This is a genomic window from Ewingella sp. AOP9-I1-14, from assembly GCF_052375995.1.
Classification (GTDB): Bacteria; Pseudomonadota; Gammaproteobacteria; order Enterobacterales; family Enterobacteriaceae; genus Ewingella; species Ewingella allii.
On sequence record NZ_JBQSVA010000004.1, the window covers coordinates 1 to 15,679 of the forward strand.

Sequence of the window (15,679 nt, forward strand, 5' to 3'; positions counted from 1 at the left end):
ACCAGCATTTTGTAGGCACTTTCACTCAGTTAGCGCTTGAAGAAAATCTGAGCGCACTCAAACAAAGTTGGGACAATATTGTTCTGCCTTGGCTGAACGAGCGTCCGTATATTCTGCGCAATTACTTCCAGTATCGGCTTTACCATGACCGTTTTGCTATCGATAAATCGGTGCCCATTCTTAAGCAGTTCTACTTGCTGGTGGTGGACTATTTCTACGTAAAATCCTTGTTATCGGCCTATGCTCTTGAGAAGGGGCAAATCGATGAGAAGACGCTTGTCGAGGTCATGTATAGCTACCATTCTTATCGCCAGCATAGTGATACGACTAAAGCGGAATTCATGGCAGGCATCGACAGCGTCAAACGTAACGACGATCTTTCCGTCCTCCAGCTTCTGGTTTAACCCGCATTTGCGGGTTTTTTCGTTTTTCTTCATCACTTATTCACTTTTACTTACTTTTTTACTGTAATCTGCGCGGCGCATTCACTGATATAGTCACTGTGCGTTATTTGTACAGGCACGCTGACATAATCCAAATAGCCGCGCTTTTCAGTCCTTATTCTGGCGATTGGAAAAAGCGGGCATACGCATAATAGTACAGACCCTCAATTTGCCAGGTTACGACAGTGAGCGATCTGTATACCGCCAGCGGCGTGATAGACAAAAATTCTTTGTGGCAGCGCTATGTTCCTCTAGTGCGCCATGAAGCCCTGCGTTTGCAGGTTAGGCTTCCCGCCAGCGTAGAGCTGGACGACCTGCTGCAAGCGGGGGGCATTGGGTTATTGAATGCGGTTGAACGCTTTGATGCCATGCAGGGCACGGCCTTTACAACCTATGCAGTGCAGCGCATTCGCGGCGCGATGCTCGATGAGCTTCGCAGTCGTGACTGGGTTCCGCGCAGCGTGCGGCGTAATGCGCGTGAAGTGTCTCAGGCTATGCATCATGCCGAGCAACGGCTAGGACGCCCACCGAGCGAAGGCGAAGTGGCACAGGCGTTAGATATTCCCATTGAGGAATACCGCCAGATATTGATGGATACCAATAGCAGCCAGTTGTTCTCTTATGACGAATGGCGCGAAGAACACGGCGATACCGCCGAAGCGTTAATGGAAGGGCACGAAGAGGCCAACCCATTGCACCATTTGCTGGAGGGTAATTTACGCCAGCGGGTAATGGACGCCATTGACGCACTGCCAGAACGGGAAAAAATGGTTCTGACACTTTACTACCAGGAAGAGTTGAATTTAAAAGAGATCGGGGCAGTACTGGACGTCGGGGAATCCCGCGTTAGCCAGCTACATAGCCAGGCGATCAAGCGTTTACGCGCTCGCTTGGCAAATGACCATTGATCCGCTTTTTCCTGGCCGGTTTTACATTTGATCATCCTTCACCAGGAATAAGTTTATGCCAGCCGGACTCAAAACGCGGCCGTTAAGCCGTTACTTAAAAGACTTTAAACATAGCCAGACTCAATGTTCACAATGTGGCAAGGAGCTGGATCGCATGGCGTTGGTGTTTCGCGGCCAGATCATCAATAAAGAGGCCATCGCCAAGATGGACCAGCCTATTGATGACGAAGTCTGGAACAACCTGTCGCAAGAACTGACCGCACTTTGCCGCTTTTGCAGCGAAATTAGCTGTAACAGCCATTGGTCTTACTTCGACATCATGGCGTTCAAACAATATCTGTTCGAACAAACCGAGATGAACCACAGCACGGTGCGTGAATACGTTGTCCGATTGCGTCGTTTGGATGAGATTCTGGTTGCCCAGAACTATCCGCATGAGCGCACCAAGGGCGATAGCATTCACGAGCGTATTATCAATGACTTGCCGGTGGCAGCTCATGATAACTACCGTATCGCGCTGCGTAAGTATGACCAGTATTTGGCGTGGCAAAAATCAGCCTAATCGGCAGATTCGTTGCTTACATCATGCGAAATATAAGAAGCAGGCTCCCCCGGGAGCCTGTTTTTTTTGCCTGACATCTGTCATCGCTTGTATAAATTCGCTATATAATTTATTGATATCAACCTGAACATCTTATCTCGATCTGACTTTATACATCATAACGATAGCGGCTTTCGCAAGCGCTTCAGGGGAACACTGTGCCTGCTCAAATTTCATTGCTTAAAAATCGGCTGGAAGCCTTCTCGCGCGTGGACTTGTTGGGTAGCGTCACGCCGCTCGAAAGACTTAACCGTCTTTCCGACTATTTTGGTCGCCCGATCTACATTAAACGTGACGACGTCACGCCGTTGGCGCTCGGTGGTAACAAACTGAGAAAGCTCGAGTTTCTGGCCGCCGCCGCGTTGGAAGAGGGGGCCGATACCCTGATCACCGCCGGGGCCATTCAATCTAACCACGTGCGCCAAACCGCCGCCGTCGCCGCCAAGCTGGGCTTGAAATGCGTCGCGCTGCTGGAGAACCCGATTGGCACCACGCAGGCTAACTACCTGACTAACGGCAACCGTCTGTTGCTGGACTTGTTTAATGCTGAAGTAGTGATGTGCGACGCGCTGTATGACCCGATGAGCCAGTTAACCGAAGAAGCCGAAAAGCTCGAAGCACAGGGTTTCCGCCCCTATATCGTGCCGGTGGGCGGCTCTAACGCGTTGGGCGCTTTGGGCTACGTGCAGTGCGCGCTGGAGATTGCCGAGCAGAGCGCCTCCAGCTTTGTTGATTTCAGCGCCATCGTGGTGGCATCGGGCAGTGCGGGAACCCATGCCGGGCTTGCCGTTGCATTAAAGCATTTAATGCCGGAAACCCAGCTGATTGGCGTGACGGTGTCACGGACTGCCGAGGCTCAGCGCCCGAAGGTTGAAGCTATTGCTCGCGATGTCGCCAAAAGATTGCAGTTCGACGAGGCTTTGCCAGAGATCCACCTGTGGGATAGCTATTTCGGCCCGCGCTACGGTGAGCCGAGCGAAGAGGGGTTAGCCGCCATCAAACTCCTCGCTGAGAAGGAAGCCATGCTGCTGGATCCGGTTTATACCGGCAAGGCGATGGCAGGGCTGATTGACGGTCTGGAACGCGGGCTTTTCCCCGGATCCGACCCGATTCTGTTCATCCATACTGGCGGCGCACCGGCGCTGTTTGCCTATCATCCTCAGGTTTAAAACTGTCCTAACTGGCTGATATTTATTGCAACCGGGGGCGGCAATGGCATTGATAGGCCTAGCCTTTTGCCGCGCTTATGCTTGCTGGCTCCTACTTATGCATTTCTGCACTAAGATTAGAGGATTATATTCCTGATAATCTTTTCAACCGATGCTAACGTGCGCCACTAACAAAATAATTAATTCATGAGGTGAATATGGGTTTCTCAACACTGCGTCGTCGTTTACTTCTGGGTGCGGTCGCTGTCACGTTGACCAGCGGCATGGTTACAAGCAGCTTCGCGGCTGACGAAGGCCTGCTGGCTAAAGTCAAAGAGCGCGGCTCGCTGATTGTCGGCCTTGAGGGAACTTACCCGCCATTTAGTTTTCAGGGTGAAGACGGCAAACTAACCGGCTTCGAAGTCGAATTCGCACAGTCTCTGGCCCAGCACATGGGGGTTAAAGCCAGGCTGCAACCGACCAAATGGGACGGCATGCTGGCCTCGCTGGAATCTAAGCGTATTGACGTCGTTATCAATCAGGTGACTATCTCTCCCGAGCGCCAGAAAAAATATGACTTCTCCACCCCGTATACCGTTTCGGGTATTCAGGTGCTGACTAAGAAGGGCAACGAAGACAACTTCGCCACGCCTGACACGCTGAAAGGCAAAAAAGTTGGCGTTGGTTTGGGCAGTAACTACGAGCAGTGGCTGCGCGCTAACGAGCCGGGCGTGGACATCCGTACCTATGATGATGACCCGACTAAATACCAAGACCTGCGCGTAGGCCGTATCGACGCGATTCTGGTTGACCGTCTGGCAGCATTGGATCTGGTGAAGAAAACCGGCGACACCTTAGCGGTTGCGGGTAAACCTTTTGCTCGTCAGGAATCTGGCGTGGCGCTGCGTAAGAACAACCCAGAGCTGCTGGCTGCGATTGATAAAGCCATTGCTGATATGCAGAAAGATGGTTCACTGGCCAAAATCTCCGATAAGTGGTTTGGTGCTGACGTAACTAAGTAATGTCGGCCAACGGTGGGGCTGTCTCTGCGCGACTAAGCGTGATTCAGCCCCAACGCTTTTGAGCTTAGAACTACGCTGAAGATGTAAAAAGACCTAAGGGTTATAGATGCAAGAAAGTATTCAACTGGTGCTGGATTCAGCACCATTTTTATTGAAAGGTACGCTGTTCACGCTGCAACTCAGTTTGGGCGGGATGGTGTTCGGTCTGCTGTTGGGCTTTATCCTCGCGCTGATGCGCCTGTCCAAGTTCTGGCCGCTGTCATGGCTGTCGCGATTCTACGTGTCTATTTTCCGTGGAACGCCGCTGATTGCCCAACTGTTTATGATCTACTACGGCCTGCCGCAGTTCGGCATTGAGCTGGATCCTATTCCTTCCGCGATGATTGGTTTGTCGCTCAATACCGCTGCCTACACCTCCGAAACCCTGCGCGCCGCGATTTCGTCGATTGAAAAGGGCCAGTGGGAAGCCGCCGCGAGCATCGGCATGAGCTCATGGCAGACCATGCGCCGCGTGATCTTGCCGCAGGCCGCCCGCACCGCGTTGCCGCCGCTGGGTAACAGCTTTATCGGACTGGTGAAAGATACCTCCCTTGCCGCGACCATTCAGGTGCCAGAGCTGTTCCGCCAGGCGCAGTTGGTAACATCGCGCACGCTGGAAGTGTTCACCATGTATCTGGCCGCCTCGTTGATTTACTGGGTGTTGGCCACCGTATTGTCCTTCCTGCAAAATCGTCTGGAAGACCGCGTTAACCGTCAAGACAGGGAGCAGCCATGAGCACTATTGACGTTAAACAGCTGACCAAAAAATTCAACGGTCAGACGGTACTGCACGGTATCGATTTACAGGTAAATTCTGGTGAAGTGGTCGCCATTATCGGCCCAAGCGGATCGGGTAAAACCACCTTGCTGCGCAGCATTAATCTGTTGGAAGAGCCAAATTCCGGCACCATTAAGGTCGGTAATATTGAGATCGACGGCAGCCGTTCTATCAGTAAGCAGAAAGAGAATGTGCGTAAACTGCGCCAACAGGTGGGTTTTGTATTTCAGAACTTCAACCTGTTCCCGCACCGTTCGGTTCTCGACAATATTATTGAAGGTCCGGTCATCGTGAAGGGCGAGTCGCGCGAGAAAGCCGTCGCCTATGCCCGCCAGTTGCTGGAGAAAGTAGGGCTAAGCGGCAAAGAGGACGCCTATCCGCGCCGTCTCTCCGGCGGCCAGCAGCAGCGCGTAGCCATCGCTCGCGCACTGGCCATGAACCCGGAAGTGATTCTGTTCGATGAACCGACATCCGCGCTCGACCCCGAGCTGGTGGGTGAAGTGCTCAACACCATCCGCGCCTTGGCGCAGGAGCACCGCACCATGGTGATCGTCACCCACGAGATGAGCTTCGCCCGCGACGTCGCCGACCGCGCGATTTTCATGGATCAAGGGAAGATCGTCGAGCAAGGCCCCGCCAAAGAGCTGTTCTCGAACCCTCAGCATGCGCGTACAAAACAGTTTCTTGAGAAGTTTTTAACTCGCTAGTTAAAAAGGTTTGGGCGGCTGCCCAAACCTGCAACTTCAACGTCAACTTCAACTTCAACTTCAACTTCAACTTCAACTTCAACTTCAACTTCAAAACCGTGGGCCACGGCCCACGACCTTGATCTTAAAGATTTAAAGCGGGTTTTGGGCAGCCAGCCCTGCGCTGCCCCTGACTATCAGCCAATAGTCATCAAACTCGCATTACCCCCGGCCGCTGCGGTATTCACACTCAGTGAACGCTCGATCAACAGGCGTTCCAGCAGGATGTTGTCCTCACCGCGTGCAAAACCTTGAACCGACACAATAGCACCCGCGCGCTTAGCGATGGTCTGGCAAAGCTCGCGCAGCTGATCGGCGTCGCCGTGGTAGATAACCGCGTCGAATTCCGGCGCTTCGGTCTGCCACTCTTTAGCGAAATCAACGCGTTCTTGAACCGCTTTTGGCAGCTGTTTGAACAGGTCGCGCTGTAAAGGGGCATCAGGCCACAGGATGCGACAGCCGGTGGCGGTGACGGCAGAGAGCTGGATCAGCGCGTCTTGCTGATTATCCGCCAGCGCCAGTACGCGCTCACGCGGTAGCAGGGCGTAGGTGTTGCGTTCACCCGTTGGGCCCGGCAGAGTGCGGACGGTGCCGCCCTGAGCCGACAGAGCGAAGCGTTCAGCCAGCGCGGCCAGTGAGTCATCCTTCTGCTCAACGGCCCACTGTTGCAGCGCACGGTGCGGCGCTAGCAGGGCTTCGCGCAGGGAGACATCCAATGGCAGCGACTTATCCTGTACGCTCAGGGTTTGCGCCACGGCTTCTTGTGGACGGCTGCACAGCAGGCGATACAAGTACATCGGGCCACCGGCTTTCGGGCCAGTGCCGGACAGACCTTCACCGCCGAATGGCTGCACGCCAACCACGGCGCCAACCATATTGCGGTTCACATACAGGTTGCCGACGTTGGCTTTCGACGTCACGCGGTTAATGGTTTCATCGATACGGGTGTGGATCCCGAGCGTCAGGCCATAACCCGCGGCGTTGATTTGGTCGACCAACTTATCCAAGTCTTGACGGGCATAGCGCACCACGTGCAGCACTGGCCCAAAGATCTCTTTCTTCAGTTCGCCAAAGCTCTCCAGCTCAATCAGAGTTGGCTGGATAAAGGTGCCGCGTGACCACTCTTGCTGATCTTCACCTTGCTGCTGGGCGGCTTGATACACGGCGCGGCCCTTAGCGCGCATGGCGTCAATGTGCTTCTCAATGCCCGCTTTGGCTTGCTGATCAATCACCGGACCGATGTCGGTGGATAGGCGCTCAGGGTTGCCCATGCGGCACTCGGCCATCGCGCCGCGCAGCATTTGCAGGGTGTGCTCTGCCACGTCGTCCTGAATACAGAGCACGCGTAGCGCAGAGCAGCGCTGTCCCGCGCTGTCGAAGGCGGAAGCAACCACGTCGGTGACTACCTGCTCAGTTAAGGCAGAGGAGTCAACAATCATCGCGTTCAGGCCGCCGGTTTCAGCAATCAGCGGAACAGGGCGGCCCTGCGGATCCAGACGCCCGGCGATGCTGCGCTGGAGGATGCCAGCCACGTCGGTGGAGCCGGTAAACAGCACGCCGCGCACGCGTTCGTCATTCACCAGTTGAGCGCCGACGGTTTCGCCTTTACCCGGTAACAGTTGCAGCACCCCTGCCGGAACCCCGGCTTCGTGCAGAATGCGCACGGCCTGAGCGGCAATCAGCGGCGTCTGCTCGGCAGGTTTAGCCAGCACGCTGTTACCCGCGGCGAGGGCGGCGGCAATCTGGCCGCTGAAAATCGCCAGCGGGAAGTTCCACGGGCTGATACACACCACGGTGCCCAGCGGGCGGTGGGTATTGTTATCAAACTGCTCGCGAATTTGACCCGCATAGTAGTGCAGGAAGTCGACCGCCTCGCGCACTTCGGCAATGGCGTTATTAAAGGTCTTTCCGGCTTCGCGTACCAGCACGCCAAGCAGGCTTTGCAGCTCGCCTTCCATCAATTCTGCGGCACGTTGCAAGATTGCAGCGCGCTCTTCGGGAGGTGTCGCAAACCAGATAGGGCCAGCGGCGGCAGCGGCGTCCAGTGCGCGGCTGACTTCACCCTCGGTGGCTTCGCGAACTTGGCCCACGACATCAGTCGGTTCAGCTGGGTTAATCACATCCATAAATTGGCCTTCATCTAACTCGGCATCAATCATTGGCTGCGCGGTGATTGGCTGGGCCGCGCCGCTGAGCAGGGCGCTGGACAGGGAGGCCAGACGATGCTCGTTGGACATATCCAAACCGGAAGAGTTGACGCGTTTTTCACCATATAAGTGACGCGGTAACGCAATGCGCGGATGCGGCAGGCCGACCTGACCTTCGCTGGCAGCCAGCGTTTCTACGGCTTTCACCGGATCTGCGACCAGCTCGTCTAACGGCAAGGTGGCGTCGGCAATGCGGTTAACGAAGGAGGTGTTAGCCCCGTTTTCCAGCAGGCGACGCACCAGATAGGCCAACAGGGTTTCGTGAGTACCGACCGGGGCATAAATGCGGCACGGGCGGTTCAACTTGCCATCGGCAATTTTGCCCACCACTTGCTCGTACAGCGGCTCACCCATGCCGTGCAGACACTGGAATTCATACTGGCCGGGATAGTAGTTGTTGCCCGCCAGTTGGTAAATCGCCGCCAGCGTATGGGCGTTATGGGTAGCGAACTGCGGGTAAATCAGGTTTGGCACCGCCAGCAGTTTGCGGGCGCAGGCCAGATATGAGACGTCGGTATAGACTTTGCGGGTATAAACCGGATACCCCTCAAGGCCGTCAACCTGCGCGCGTTTGATTTCGCTGTCCCAATAGGCACCTTTAACCAGACGGATCATCAGGCGACGGCGGCTGCGCTGGGCCAGATTGGTCAGGTAATCAATCACCATCGGGCAGCGTTTTTGGTAAGCCTGAATAACGAAGCCGATACCGTTCCAACCTGCCAGCTCTGGCTCGAAGCAGAGTTTTTCCAGCAGGTCGAGGGAGATTTCCAGACGGTCAGCCTCTTCGGCGTCGATATTAATGCCGACATCGTACTGGCGGGCCAACAGAGTCAGTGACAGCAGGCGCGGGTAGAGTTCGTCCATCACGCGCTCATACTGGGCGCGGCTGTAGCGCGGGTGCAGGGCCGAGAGCTTGATGGAAATGCCCGGGCCTTCATAAATACCGCGACCGTTGGAGGCTTTGCCTATGGCGTGAATCGCCTGCTGGTAAGAGAGCAGGTAAGCCTGCGCGTCTTTTTCGGTCAGGGCCGCTTCGCCCAGCATGTCGTAAGAGTAACGGAAGCCTTTCTCTTCGTGCTTGCGCGCGTTGGCGAGGGCTTCGGCGATGGTTTCGCCGGTGACGAACTGCTCGCCCATCAGGCGCATTGCCATATCCACGCCTTTGCGGATCAGCGGCTCGCCGCTTTTACCGATAATACGGTTCAGCGAGCGGGAGAGATTGGCTTCATTGTGGGTTGCCACCAGTTTACCGGTGAATAACAGACCCCAGGTCGCGGCGTTGACGAACAGCGACGGGCTGCGGCCAAGGTGCGAATGCCAGTTACCGGTGCTGATTTTGTCGCGGATCAGCGCGTCACGGGTCGGTTTATCAGGAATACGCAGCAAAGCTTCGGCCAGACACATCAGCGCCACGCCTTCCTGCGAGGAGAGCGAGAACTCCTGCAACAGGCTCTGTACCATACCGGCACGGCCATTGGCGCTTTTCTGGTTACGCAATTTGCTGGCGAGATCATAGGCCAGTTTGTGCGCGGCCAGGGCCATATCCGCTGGCAGGCGAGCCTGCTCGAGCAGCATAGAGACGGCTTCTGGCTCTGGGCGGCGGTAGGCAGCGGTGATAGCCGAACGGCTAACCGACTGCGGCAAAATCTGCTCTGCAAAATCGAGGAATGGCTGATGGGTTTCCAACAGGCTCAGGGCCGGTTGTTCTTCATGATCGCTCATGCCCGCCGCATTTAAGGCAGGGATTTCCGGCAGAGTATCACCATTTTCCAGGCGTTCCAGATAGGAATAAATAGCCTGCTTAATCAACCAGTGCGGCGTGCGATCGATACCCTGCGCGGCCACTTTCAAACGGTCACGCGTCGCTTCGTCCAGCTTCACGCCCATTGTCGTCATTCCCATCTTTCACTCCATAAGTCAGCCTGATAGGGCAATCGTTGATGTTTTCTGAGCAGCAATATCTTCTATGTTGCAACTTTGTGCAACCCTGTTAATTGCATGATGTGCAGCAATGCTAAATCTGGCTCAATTTTTAACATTTTTAGCTGTGACGGGGATCGCTAAAGGCTTTGGTTAATGGGAGTTGTGGGCGGTACAACTGCGCGCGATGTAAGGTGCAACCCGCAATCATAATTAATGTGATAGGGGATCTGTTTCATGTGACTGGCATGTTAAAAATCTTGTAATTGCGGTTTATGTCGATAACTATCCTGGCGGATTGGATTTATACGCTGATATTTTTCACTAATAAAACGGCCCACAGAGGCATATCAGCAGACAGGGGTTTTTACAGATTGAAAATTACAAGTGGAGAACTTGCATGACAATGAATACACCTATGGCGGTGACGTTTTGCGTTTATATCTTCGGAATGATTCTGATTGGGCTGATCGCCTATCTGCGCACTAAGAATTTCGATGACTATATTCTCGGCGGCCGCAGTCTGGGCAGCGTGGTGACAGCGTTATCAGCCGGGGCCTCGGACATGAGTGGCTGGCTGCTGATGGGCCTGCCGGGCGCGATTTTTATCTCTGGAATTTCAGAAAGTTGGATTGCCATCGGCCTGACGATCGGCGCTTATCTCAACTGGAAGCTGGTGGCGGGGCGCCTGCGGGTGCACACCGAAGCCAACAACAACGCGCTTACCTTGCCGGACTACTTCACCCACCGTTTTGAAGATTCCAGCAAGTTACTGCGCATCATCTCAGCCATCGTAATTTTGGTATTTTTCACTATTTATTGCGCTTCTGGCATCGTGGCCGGTGCGCGCCTGTTTGAAAGCACCTTCGGCATGACTTACGCCAACGCGCTGTGGGCTGGGGCGGCGGCTACCATCATTTACACCTTTATTGGCGGGTTCCTGGCGGTTAGCTGGACCGACACCGTACAGGCCAGCCTGATGATATTCGCGCTGATCCTCACGCCGATTATCGTCATTCTGGCGGTTGGCGGGATTGATACTTCGATGATGGTGATCAACGCCAAAAACCCAGAATACACGGATATGTTCAAAGGCATGAATCTGGTGGCGATCCTGTCGCTGCTGGGCTGGGGGCTGGGCTACTTTGGGCAGCCGCACATTCTGGCGCGCTTCATGGCCGCTGACTCGCATCGCACCATTCGCAGCGCCCGCCGCATCAGCATGACGTGGATGATCCTATGCCTCGCGGGTACTATCGCGGTGGGTTTCTTCGGCATTGCTTACTTCCACAACAATCCGTCGCAGGCTGGAAACGTAACCGAAAACGGCGAGCGAGTGTTTATCGAGCTGGCAAAAATCCTCTTCAACCCTTGGGTGGCGGGCGTGCTGCTGTCGGCAATTCTGGCGGCGGTGATGAGTACCCTGAGCTGCCAGCTGCTGGTGTGCTCCAGCGCGATCACAGAGGATTTGTACAAAGCCTTCCTGCGTAAAAATGCCAGCCAGTTTGAGTTGGTGTGGATTGGCCGCGTGATGGTGCTAGTAGTGGCGCTGGTGGCGATTGCGCTGGCGGCGAACCCGGATAACCGCGTGCTAGGGCTGGTAAGCTATGCGTGGGCAGGCTTCGGCGCGGCATTTGGCCCGGTTATTTTGATCTCAGTGATGTGGCGTCGCATGACCCGTAACGGCGCTCTGGCCGGTATGGTGGTAGGCGCGGGCACCGTGCTTATCTGGAAACAGTACGCCTGGCTGGACCTGTACGAAATCATTCCGGGCTTTATCTTTGCCTCACTGGCTATCTGGATTGTGAGCCTGATGGGCCGCAAACCTTCAATTGCGGTGGAAAACCGTTTCAACGCCGCAGAGGCAGAGTACAAAACCGTCTGATCACTGCCGTTTTGTATTGAACATGGGTCCTAAGTAATAGGGCGGAGCGGGGAAACCGGCTCCGCTCTTTTTTATCTCAGCCATTTTCTGGCGTTTTCTCTGAAATAATCAGCAATAAAATTTCCTGCTAAAAGCCGACAGTTGGCGCAAAAAAGCGCGGGTAGCCACTTGTTTTTATTTTTGCAGGAATGATAATCACTATCGTTTTCATTTTTACTTATCTTTACATGCTTTGCCTTGAACCTCGGCTGTTCGCCGGTGACAGGAAAGTGGGTAATCTTAGTTCTTCAGCACCGCGGTGCCGGGAGTTTTAGCTATGTTCGTTCCCTTTCTCATCATGTTTCGCGAAGGGCTTGAAGCCGCGCTAATCGTCAGTCTGATTGCCAGTTACCTCAAGCGCACCCAGCGCGGGCAGTGGCTGGGCGTCGTATGGATTGGCGTTTTCATCGCCGCCGCGCTCTGTCTGGCATTGGGCATTTTCATCAACGAAACCACCGGCGAATTCCCGCAGAAGCAGCAAGAGCTGTTTGAAGGCATCGTGGCGGTGATCGCGGTGTGCATTCTGACTTACATGGTGTTCTGGATGCGTAAAGTGTCGCGCTCAATCAAAGTGCATCTGGAAGGGGCTATCGATAACGCGCTGAACTCAGGCCGCGGGCAGGGCTGGGCGCTGGTGGCGATGGTGTTCTTCGCCGTGGCGCGTGAAGGGCTGGAGTCGGTCTTCTTCTTGCTGGCGGCGTTCCAGCAGGATGTCGGCATTGCCGCGCCAATCGGGGCGATTCTGGGTCTGGCCGCCGCCGTGGTGCTTGGCTTCCTGATTTACTACGGCGGCGTGAAGCTGCACCTCGCCAAGTTCTTCAAATGGACCAGCCTGTTCATTCTGTTTGTGGCTGCTGGGCTGGCCGCCGGAGCGATCCGCGCCTTCCACGAAGCCGGTCTGTGGAACAGCATGCAGGACATCGCCTTTGATTTGAGCAACGTGCTGTCGACACATTCGCTGTTCGGCACCTTATTGGAAGGCATGTTTGGTTATCAGGAAGCACCGACCGTCAGCGAAGTCTCGGTCTACTTCCTCTATCTGATCCCAGCACTGATTCTGTTCTTCTTGCCGCAAGGGAAACAACCTTTGGTAGCACCTGCCGCTGGCCAGAAGACCCCGCGCTAAGCATGACGATTTCTTTGATAACAGTGGTTTAATAATTTTAACAACCGCCTTTAACAGGGCGTCTTTAATAGGGGTGTTACCCGATGTCCAAGTCAAACACGCTGTTCCGCCGTACCGCTTTGCAGGTTGCTCTGCTCTCCTTGCCGCTTTTCGGCCTGAGCGCCAATGCGCTGGCGGCGGATATTCCACAAGTCAAAATCACGGTGAACGATAAACAGTGTGACCCAATGTCACTGACCGTGCCTGCCGGTAAAACGCAGTTTGTGGTACACAACGCCAGCCAGAAAGGGCTGGAGTGGGAGATCCTTAAAGGCGTGATGGTGGTGGAAGAGCGTGAGAACATCGCGCCGGGCTTCACCCAGAAGATGACGGCCAATCTGGAGCCAGGCGAATATGACATGACCTGCGGCCTGTTGAGCAACCCGAAAGGCAAGCTGACCGTGACCAGCGAAGGGGCTAGCACCGCCACCAAACCTGACGCCATGGCACTGGTTGGGCCAATCGCGGAATATAAAGTCTATGTGACTCAGCAGGTGGGCGAACTGGTTTCCCACACCAAAGCTTTCACTGACGCGATTAAGAAAGGAGACTTGAAAAAGGCGCAATCTCTCTATGCCTCAACCCGCGTTTATTACGAGCGCATCGAGCCAATCGCCGAACTGTTCTCTGACCTCGACGGCAGCATTGACGCCCGTGAAGATGACTTTGAGAAGAAAGCCGAAGACCCGAAATTCACTGGTTTCCACCGCCTGGAGAAAATCCTGTTTGCGGATAAAACCACCAAAGGTACCGAGCCTTACGCCGATAAGCTCTACACCGACGTACAGGATCTGCAAAAACGCATCACTGACCTGACCTTCCCACCGAACAAAGTGGTTGGCGGCGCGGCGGACCTGATCGAAGAAGTGGCCTCCAGCAAAATCAGTGGTGAAGAAGACCGTTACAGCCGCAGCGACCTGTGGGACTTCCGCGCCAACCTTGATGGTTCGCAGAAAATCGTTAACCTGCTGCGCCCACTGTTGGAAAAAGCCGACAAGCCGCTGCTGGATAAGATTGACGCAAACTTCAAAACCGTCGATGCGCTGTTGGATAAATACAAAACCAAAGATGGCTACGAGAGCTATGAGAAGCTGACCGATGCCGACCGCATCGCGATGAAAGGGCCGATCACCACGCTGGCGGAAGATCTGGCTAAGCTGCGTGGCGTGTTGGGCTTAGATTGATTCCTCTTCATGCTTCGCGCAGCAGGTGCATTGGCTGCCCTTAGTTACTCGAATCACTGACTTGAGTCAGCTCATCGGGTTCCTTCGGTTGCCGCCTTCCTGCAACACGAATTATTTTGGGGAAAGGTAGGGCGTTTGAAATATCACAATAAAGGAGCGCCGCGGCGCTCCTTTCGCGTAGTGGCAAGCAGTAGAGTTTGTTGAGGCAAAGCAATGAGTGACAAAAACGATAAAGCCCCTGAATCTCAGGACGTCTCTTCCTCACGCCGCCGTTTGTTGAAGGGTGTGGGTTTGATGGGCGGCGTGTTGGCCCTTGGCGGCGCGGCGGCGGCCGGTGTTGATAACCAGCAGGCGTCGAAGACCACGGGTTCAAAGCCGGGCTATGCGCCGGGCACGGTTTCCCCCGATGAGCGCTGGAGTAAACAGCCTTTCCACGGCGTGCATCAGGCGGGTATTCTGACCCCGCAACAGGCGTCGATGATGCTGGTGTCCTTCGACGTGCTGGCAACCAGCAAGGCGGACCTTGAGCGCCTGTTCCGTTTACTGACCAGCCGTTTTGCCTTCCTCACCACGGGCGGCACCGCGCCGGAGGTTGACCCGAAATTCCCGCCGATGGATTCAGGCGTGATGGGGCCGGAGATTTACCCGGACAACCTGACCATGACGCTCTCCGTCGGCGACTCCCTGTTCGATCAGCGTTTTGGCCTCGCCGCGCACAAACCGCTGAAGCTGCAACGCATGGAGCGTTTCCCGAACGACTCGCTGGACGCCAAGCTGTGCCACGGCGACATGCTGCTACAGATTTGCGCCAACAACAGCGACACGGTGATCCACGCGCTGCGCGACATCATCAAGTACACGCCGGATTTGCTCAGCGTGCGCTGGCGTCGCGACGGCTTTATCTCTTCCCACGCCGCGCGCAGTCAGGGCAAAGAGACGCCAATCAACCTGCTGGGCTTTAAAGACGGGACCGCCAACCCGGACACCAAAGACACGCCGCTGATGGATAAAGCCATCTGGGTGACGCCAGAGCAGGGCGAACCGGCGTGGACCGTGGGCGGCAGCTATCAGGCAATGCGCATTATCCCGATGCACGTCGAGTTCTGGGATCGCACGCCGTTGCAGGAGCAGCAAACCATCTTTGGTCGCCACAAACACAGCGGTGCGCCTTTGGGAATGGCGAAAGAGCACGACGTGCCGGACTACAGCAAAGACCCAGAAGGCAAGGTGATTCCGCTTGATGCCCACATTCGCTTGGCCAACCCGCGCACCAAAGCCACCGATGACAGCCTGATGCTGCGTCGCGGCTATAGCTACTCGCTGGGGGTGACTAACTCCGGCCAGTTGGAGATGGGGCTGCTGTTTGTCTGCTTCCAGCACGACCTGGAGAAGGGCTTCCTCGCGGTGCAAAAACGCCTGAACGGCGAGCCGCTGGAAGAGTACATTCGCCCGGTGGGCGGCGGCTTCTTCTTCACGCTGCCCGGCGTACAGGATGAGAACCACTATTTGGGTCAGTCGCTGATCGAAGCATAATTCAGCAAACCGCAGAATATCCCCCTTAGCTCTGTCAGGATAAAGGGGGATAGATTTCATT

11 protein-coding genes and 1 pseudogene are annotated in these 15,679 nt (G+C 55.2%); 11 read left to right on the plus strand and 1 reads right to left on the minus strand.

The genetic code is table 11. The features are described from left to right. The 7 genes and pseudogenes from ACT3RT_RS12670 to tcyN form a co-directional block, all read left to right on the plus strand. Nucleotides 1-404: pseudogene (locus ACT3RT_RS12670) on the plus strand (flagellin lysine-N-methylase); the annotation flags it as partial. A 224-nt stretch (nt 405-628) separates the two neighbouring features. Continuing rightward, entirely contained in the window at nt 629-1,351 is a 723-nt protein-coding gene (locus tag ACT3RT_RS12675) for an RNA polymerase sigma factor FliA (RefSeq protein WP_034790139.1), read from the plus strand. Nucleotides 1,352-1,406: 55 nt separating this feature from the next. Continuing rightward, nucleotides 1,407-1,913 carry a flagella biosynthesis regulatory protein FliZ gene (gene fliZ, locus ACT3RT_RS12680; RefSeq protein ID WP_034790141.1) on the plus strand — a complete coding sequence of 169 codons (507 nt, stop codon included), beginning with the start codon at nt 1,407-1,409 and terminating at the stop codon, nt 1,911-1,913. Nucleotides 1,914-2,110: 197 nt separating this feature from the next. Further along, complete coding sequence (locus ACT3RT_RS12685; RefSeq protein WP_353501928.1) at nt 2,111-3,121, plus strand: D-cysteine desulfhydrase; 1,011 nt, start codon at nt 2,111-2,113, stop codon at nt 3,119-3,121. A gap of 197 nt (nt 3,122-3,318) precedes the next feature. Further along, the gene (gene tcyJ, locus ACT3RT_RS12690) at nt 3,319-4,122 is read left to right on the plus strand and encodes a cystine ABC transporter substrate-binding protein (RefSeq protein ID WP_496203054.1); all 804 of its coding nucleotides are present in this window, start codon (nt 3,319-3,321) and stop codon (nt 4,120-4,122) included. Nucleotides 4,123-4,228: 106 nt separating this feature from the next. Continuing rightward, a complete protein-coding gene (gene tcyL, locus ACT3RT_RS12695) occupies nt 4,229-4,897 on the plus strand; it encodes a cystine ABC transporter permease (protein ID WP_353501930.1) in 669 nt (222 codons plus the stop codon). Continuing rightward, complete coding sequence (gene tcyN / locus ACT3RT_RS12700; protein WP_100938354.1) at nt 4,894-5,646, plus strand: L-cystine ABC transporter ATP-binding protein TcyN; 753 nt, start codon at nt 4,894-4,896, stop codon at nt 5,644-5,646. The genes tcyL and tcyN overlap by 4 nt, the downstream gene beginning before the upstream one ends. 176 nt (nt 5,647-5,822) lie before the next feature. On the opposite strand, the gene putA is transcribed toward tcyN, so the two are convergent. After that, nucleotides 5,823-9,794, minus strand: coding sequence for a trifunctional transcriptional regulator/proline dehydrogenase/L-glutamate gamma-semialdehyde dehydrogenase (gene putA / locus ACT3RT_RS12705; protein WP_496203055.1), 3,972 nt, complete (start codon nt 9,792-9,794; stop codon nt 5,823-5,825). A 418-nt stretch (nt 9,795-10,212) separates the two neighbouring features. Here putA and putP point away from each other — a divergent pair, with 418 nt between their 5' ends. The 4 genes from putP (at nt 10,213) to efeB (ending at nt 15,618) form a co-directional block, all read left to right on the plus strand. Continuing rightward, nucleotides 10,213-11,697 carry a sodium/proline symporter PutP gene (gene putP / locus ACT3RT_RS12710; RefSeq protein WP_496203056.1) on the plus strand — a complete coding sequence of 495 codons (1,485 nt, stop codon included), beginning with the start codon at nt 10,213-10,215 and terminating at the stop codon, nt 11,695-11,697. A 316-nt stretch (nt 11,698-12,013) separates the two neighbouring features. Next, on the plus strand, nt 12,014-12,862 hold the full coding sequence (efeU, locus tag ACT3RT_RS12715; RefSeq protein ID WP_353501933.1) for an iron uptake transporter permease EfeU: 849 nt from the start codon (nt 12,014-12,016) through the stop codon (nt 12,860-12,862). An 83-nt stretch (nt 12,863-12,945) separates the two neighbouring features. After that, on the plus strand, nt 12,946-14,085 hold the full coding sequence (gene efeO, locus ACT3RT_RS12720) for an iron uptake system protein EfeO (RefSeq protein ID WP_496203057.1): 1,140 nt from the start codon (nt 12,946-12,948) through the stop codon (nt 14,083-14,085). A gap of 213 nt (nt 14,086-14,298) precedes the next feature. Continuing rightward, on the plus strand, nt 14,299-15,618 hold the full coding sequence (gene efeB, locus ACT3RT_RS12725) for an iron uptake transporter deferrochelatase/peroxidase subunit (RefSeq protein WP_441655996.1): 1,320 nt from the start codon (nt 14,299-14,301) through the stop codon (nt 15,616-15,618). Nucleotides 15,619-15,679: the final 61 nt, after the last annotated feature.

What these genes read in the sequence shown, in the direction of transcription:
- efeO (WP_496203057.1), top strand. Translation starts at nt 12,946, where the DNA reads ATGTCCAAGTCAAACACGCTGTTCCGCCGTACCGCTTTGCAGGTTGCT.
- putP (WP_496203056.1), top strand. Translation starts at nt 10,213, where the DNA reads ATGACAATGAATACACCTATGGCGGTGACGTTTTGCGTTTATATCTTC.
- fliZ (WP_034790141.1), top strand. Translation starts at nt 1,407, where the DNA reads ATGCCAGCCGGACTCAAAACGCGGCCGTTAAGCCGTTACTTAAAAGAC.
- putA (WP_496203055.1), bottom strand. Translation starts at nt 9,794, where the DNA reads ATGGGAATGACGACAATGGGCGTGAAGCTGGACGAAGCGACGCGTGAC.
- tcyJ (WP_496203054.1), top strand. Translation starts at nt 3,319, where the DNA reads ATGGGTTTCTCAACACTGCGTCGTCGTTTACTTCTGGGTGCGGTCGCT.
- efeU (WP_353501933.1), top strand. Translation starts at nt 12,014, where the DNA reads ATGTTCGTTCCCTTTCTCATCATGTTTCGCGAAGGGCTTGAAGCCGCG.
- tcyL (WP_353501930.1), top strand. Translation starts at nt 4,229, where the DNA reads ATGCAAGAAAGTATTCAACTGGTGCTGGATTCAGCACCATTTTTATTG.
- tcyN (WP_100938354.1), top strand. Translation starts at nt 4,894, where the DNA reads ATGAGCACTATTGACGTTAAACAGCTGACCAAAAAATTCAACGGTCAG.
- efeB (WP_441655996.1), top strand. Translation starts at nt 14,299, where the DNA reads ATGAGTGACAAAAACGATAAAGCCCCTGAATCTCAGGACGTCTCTTCC.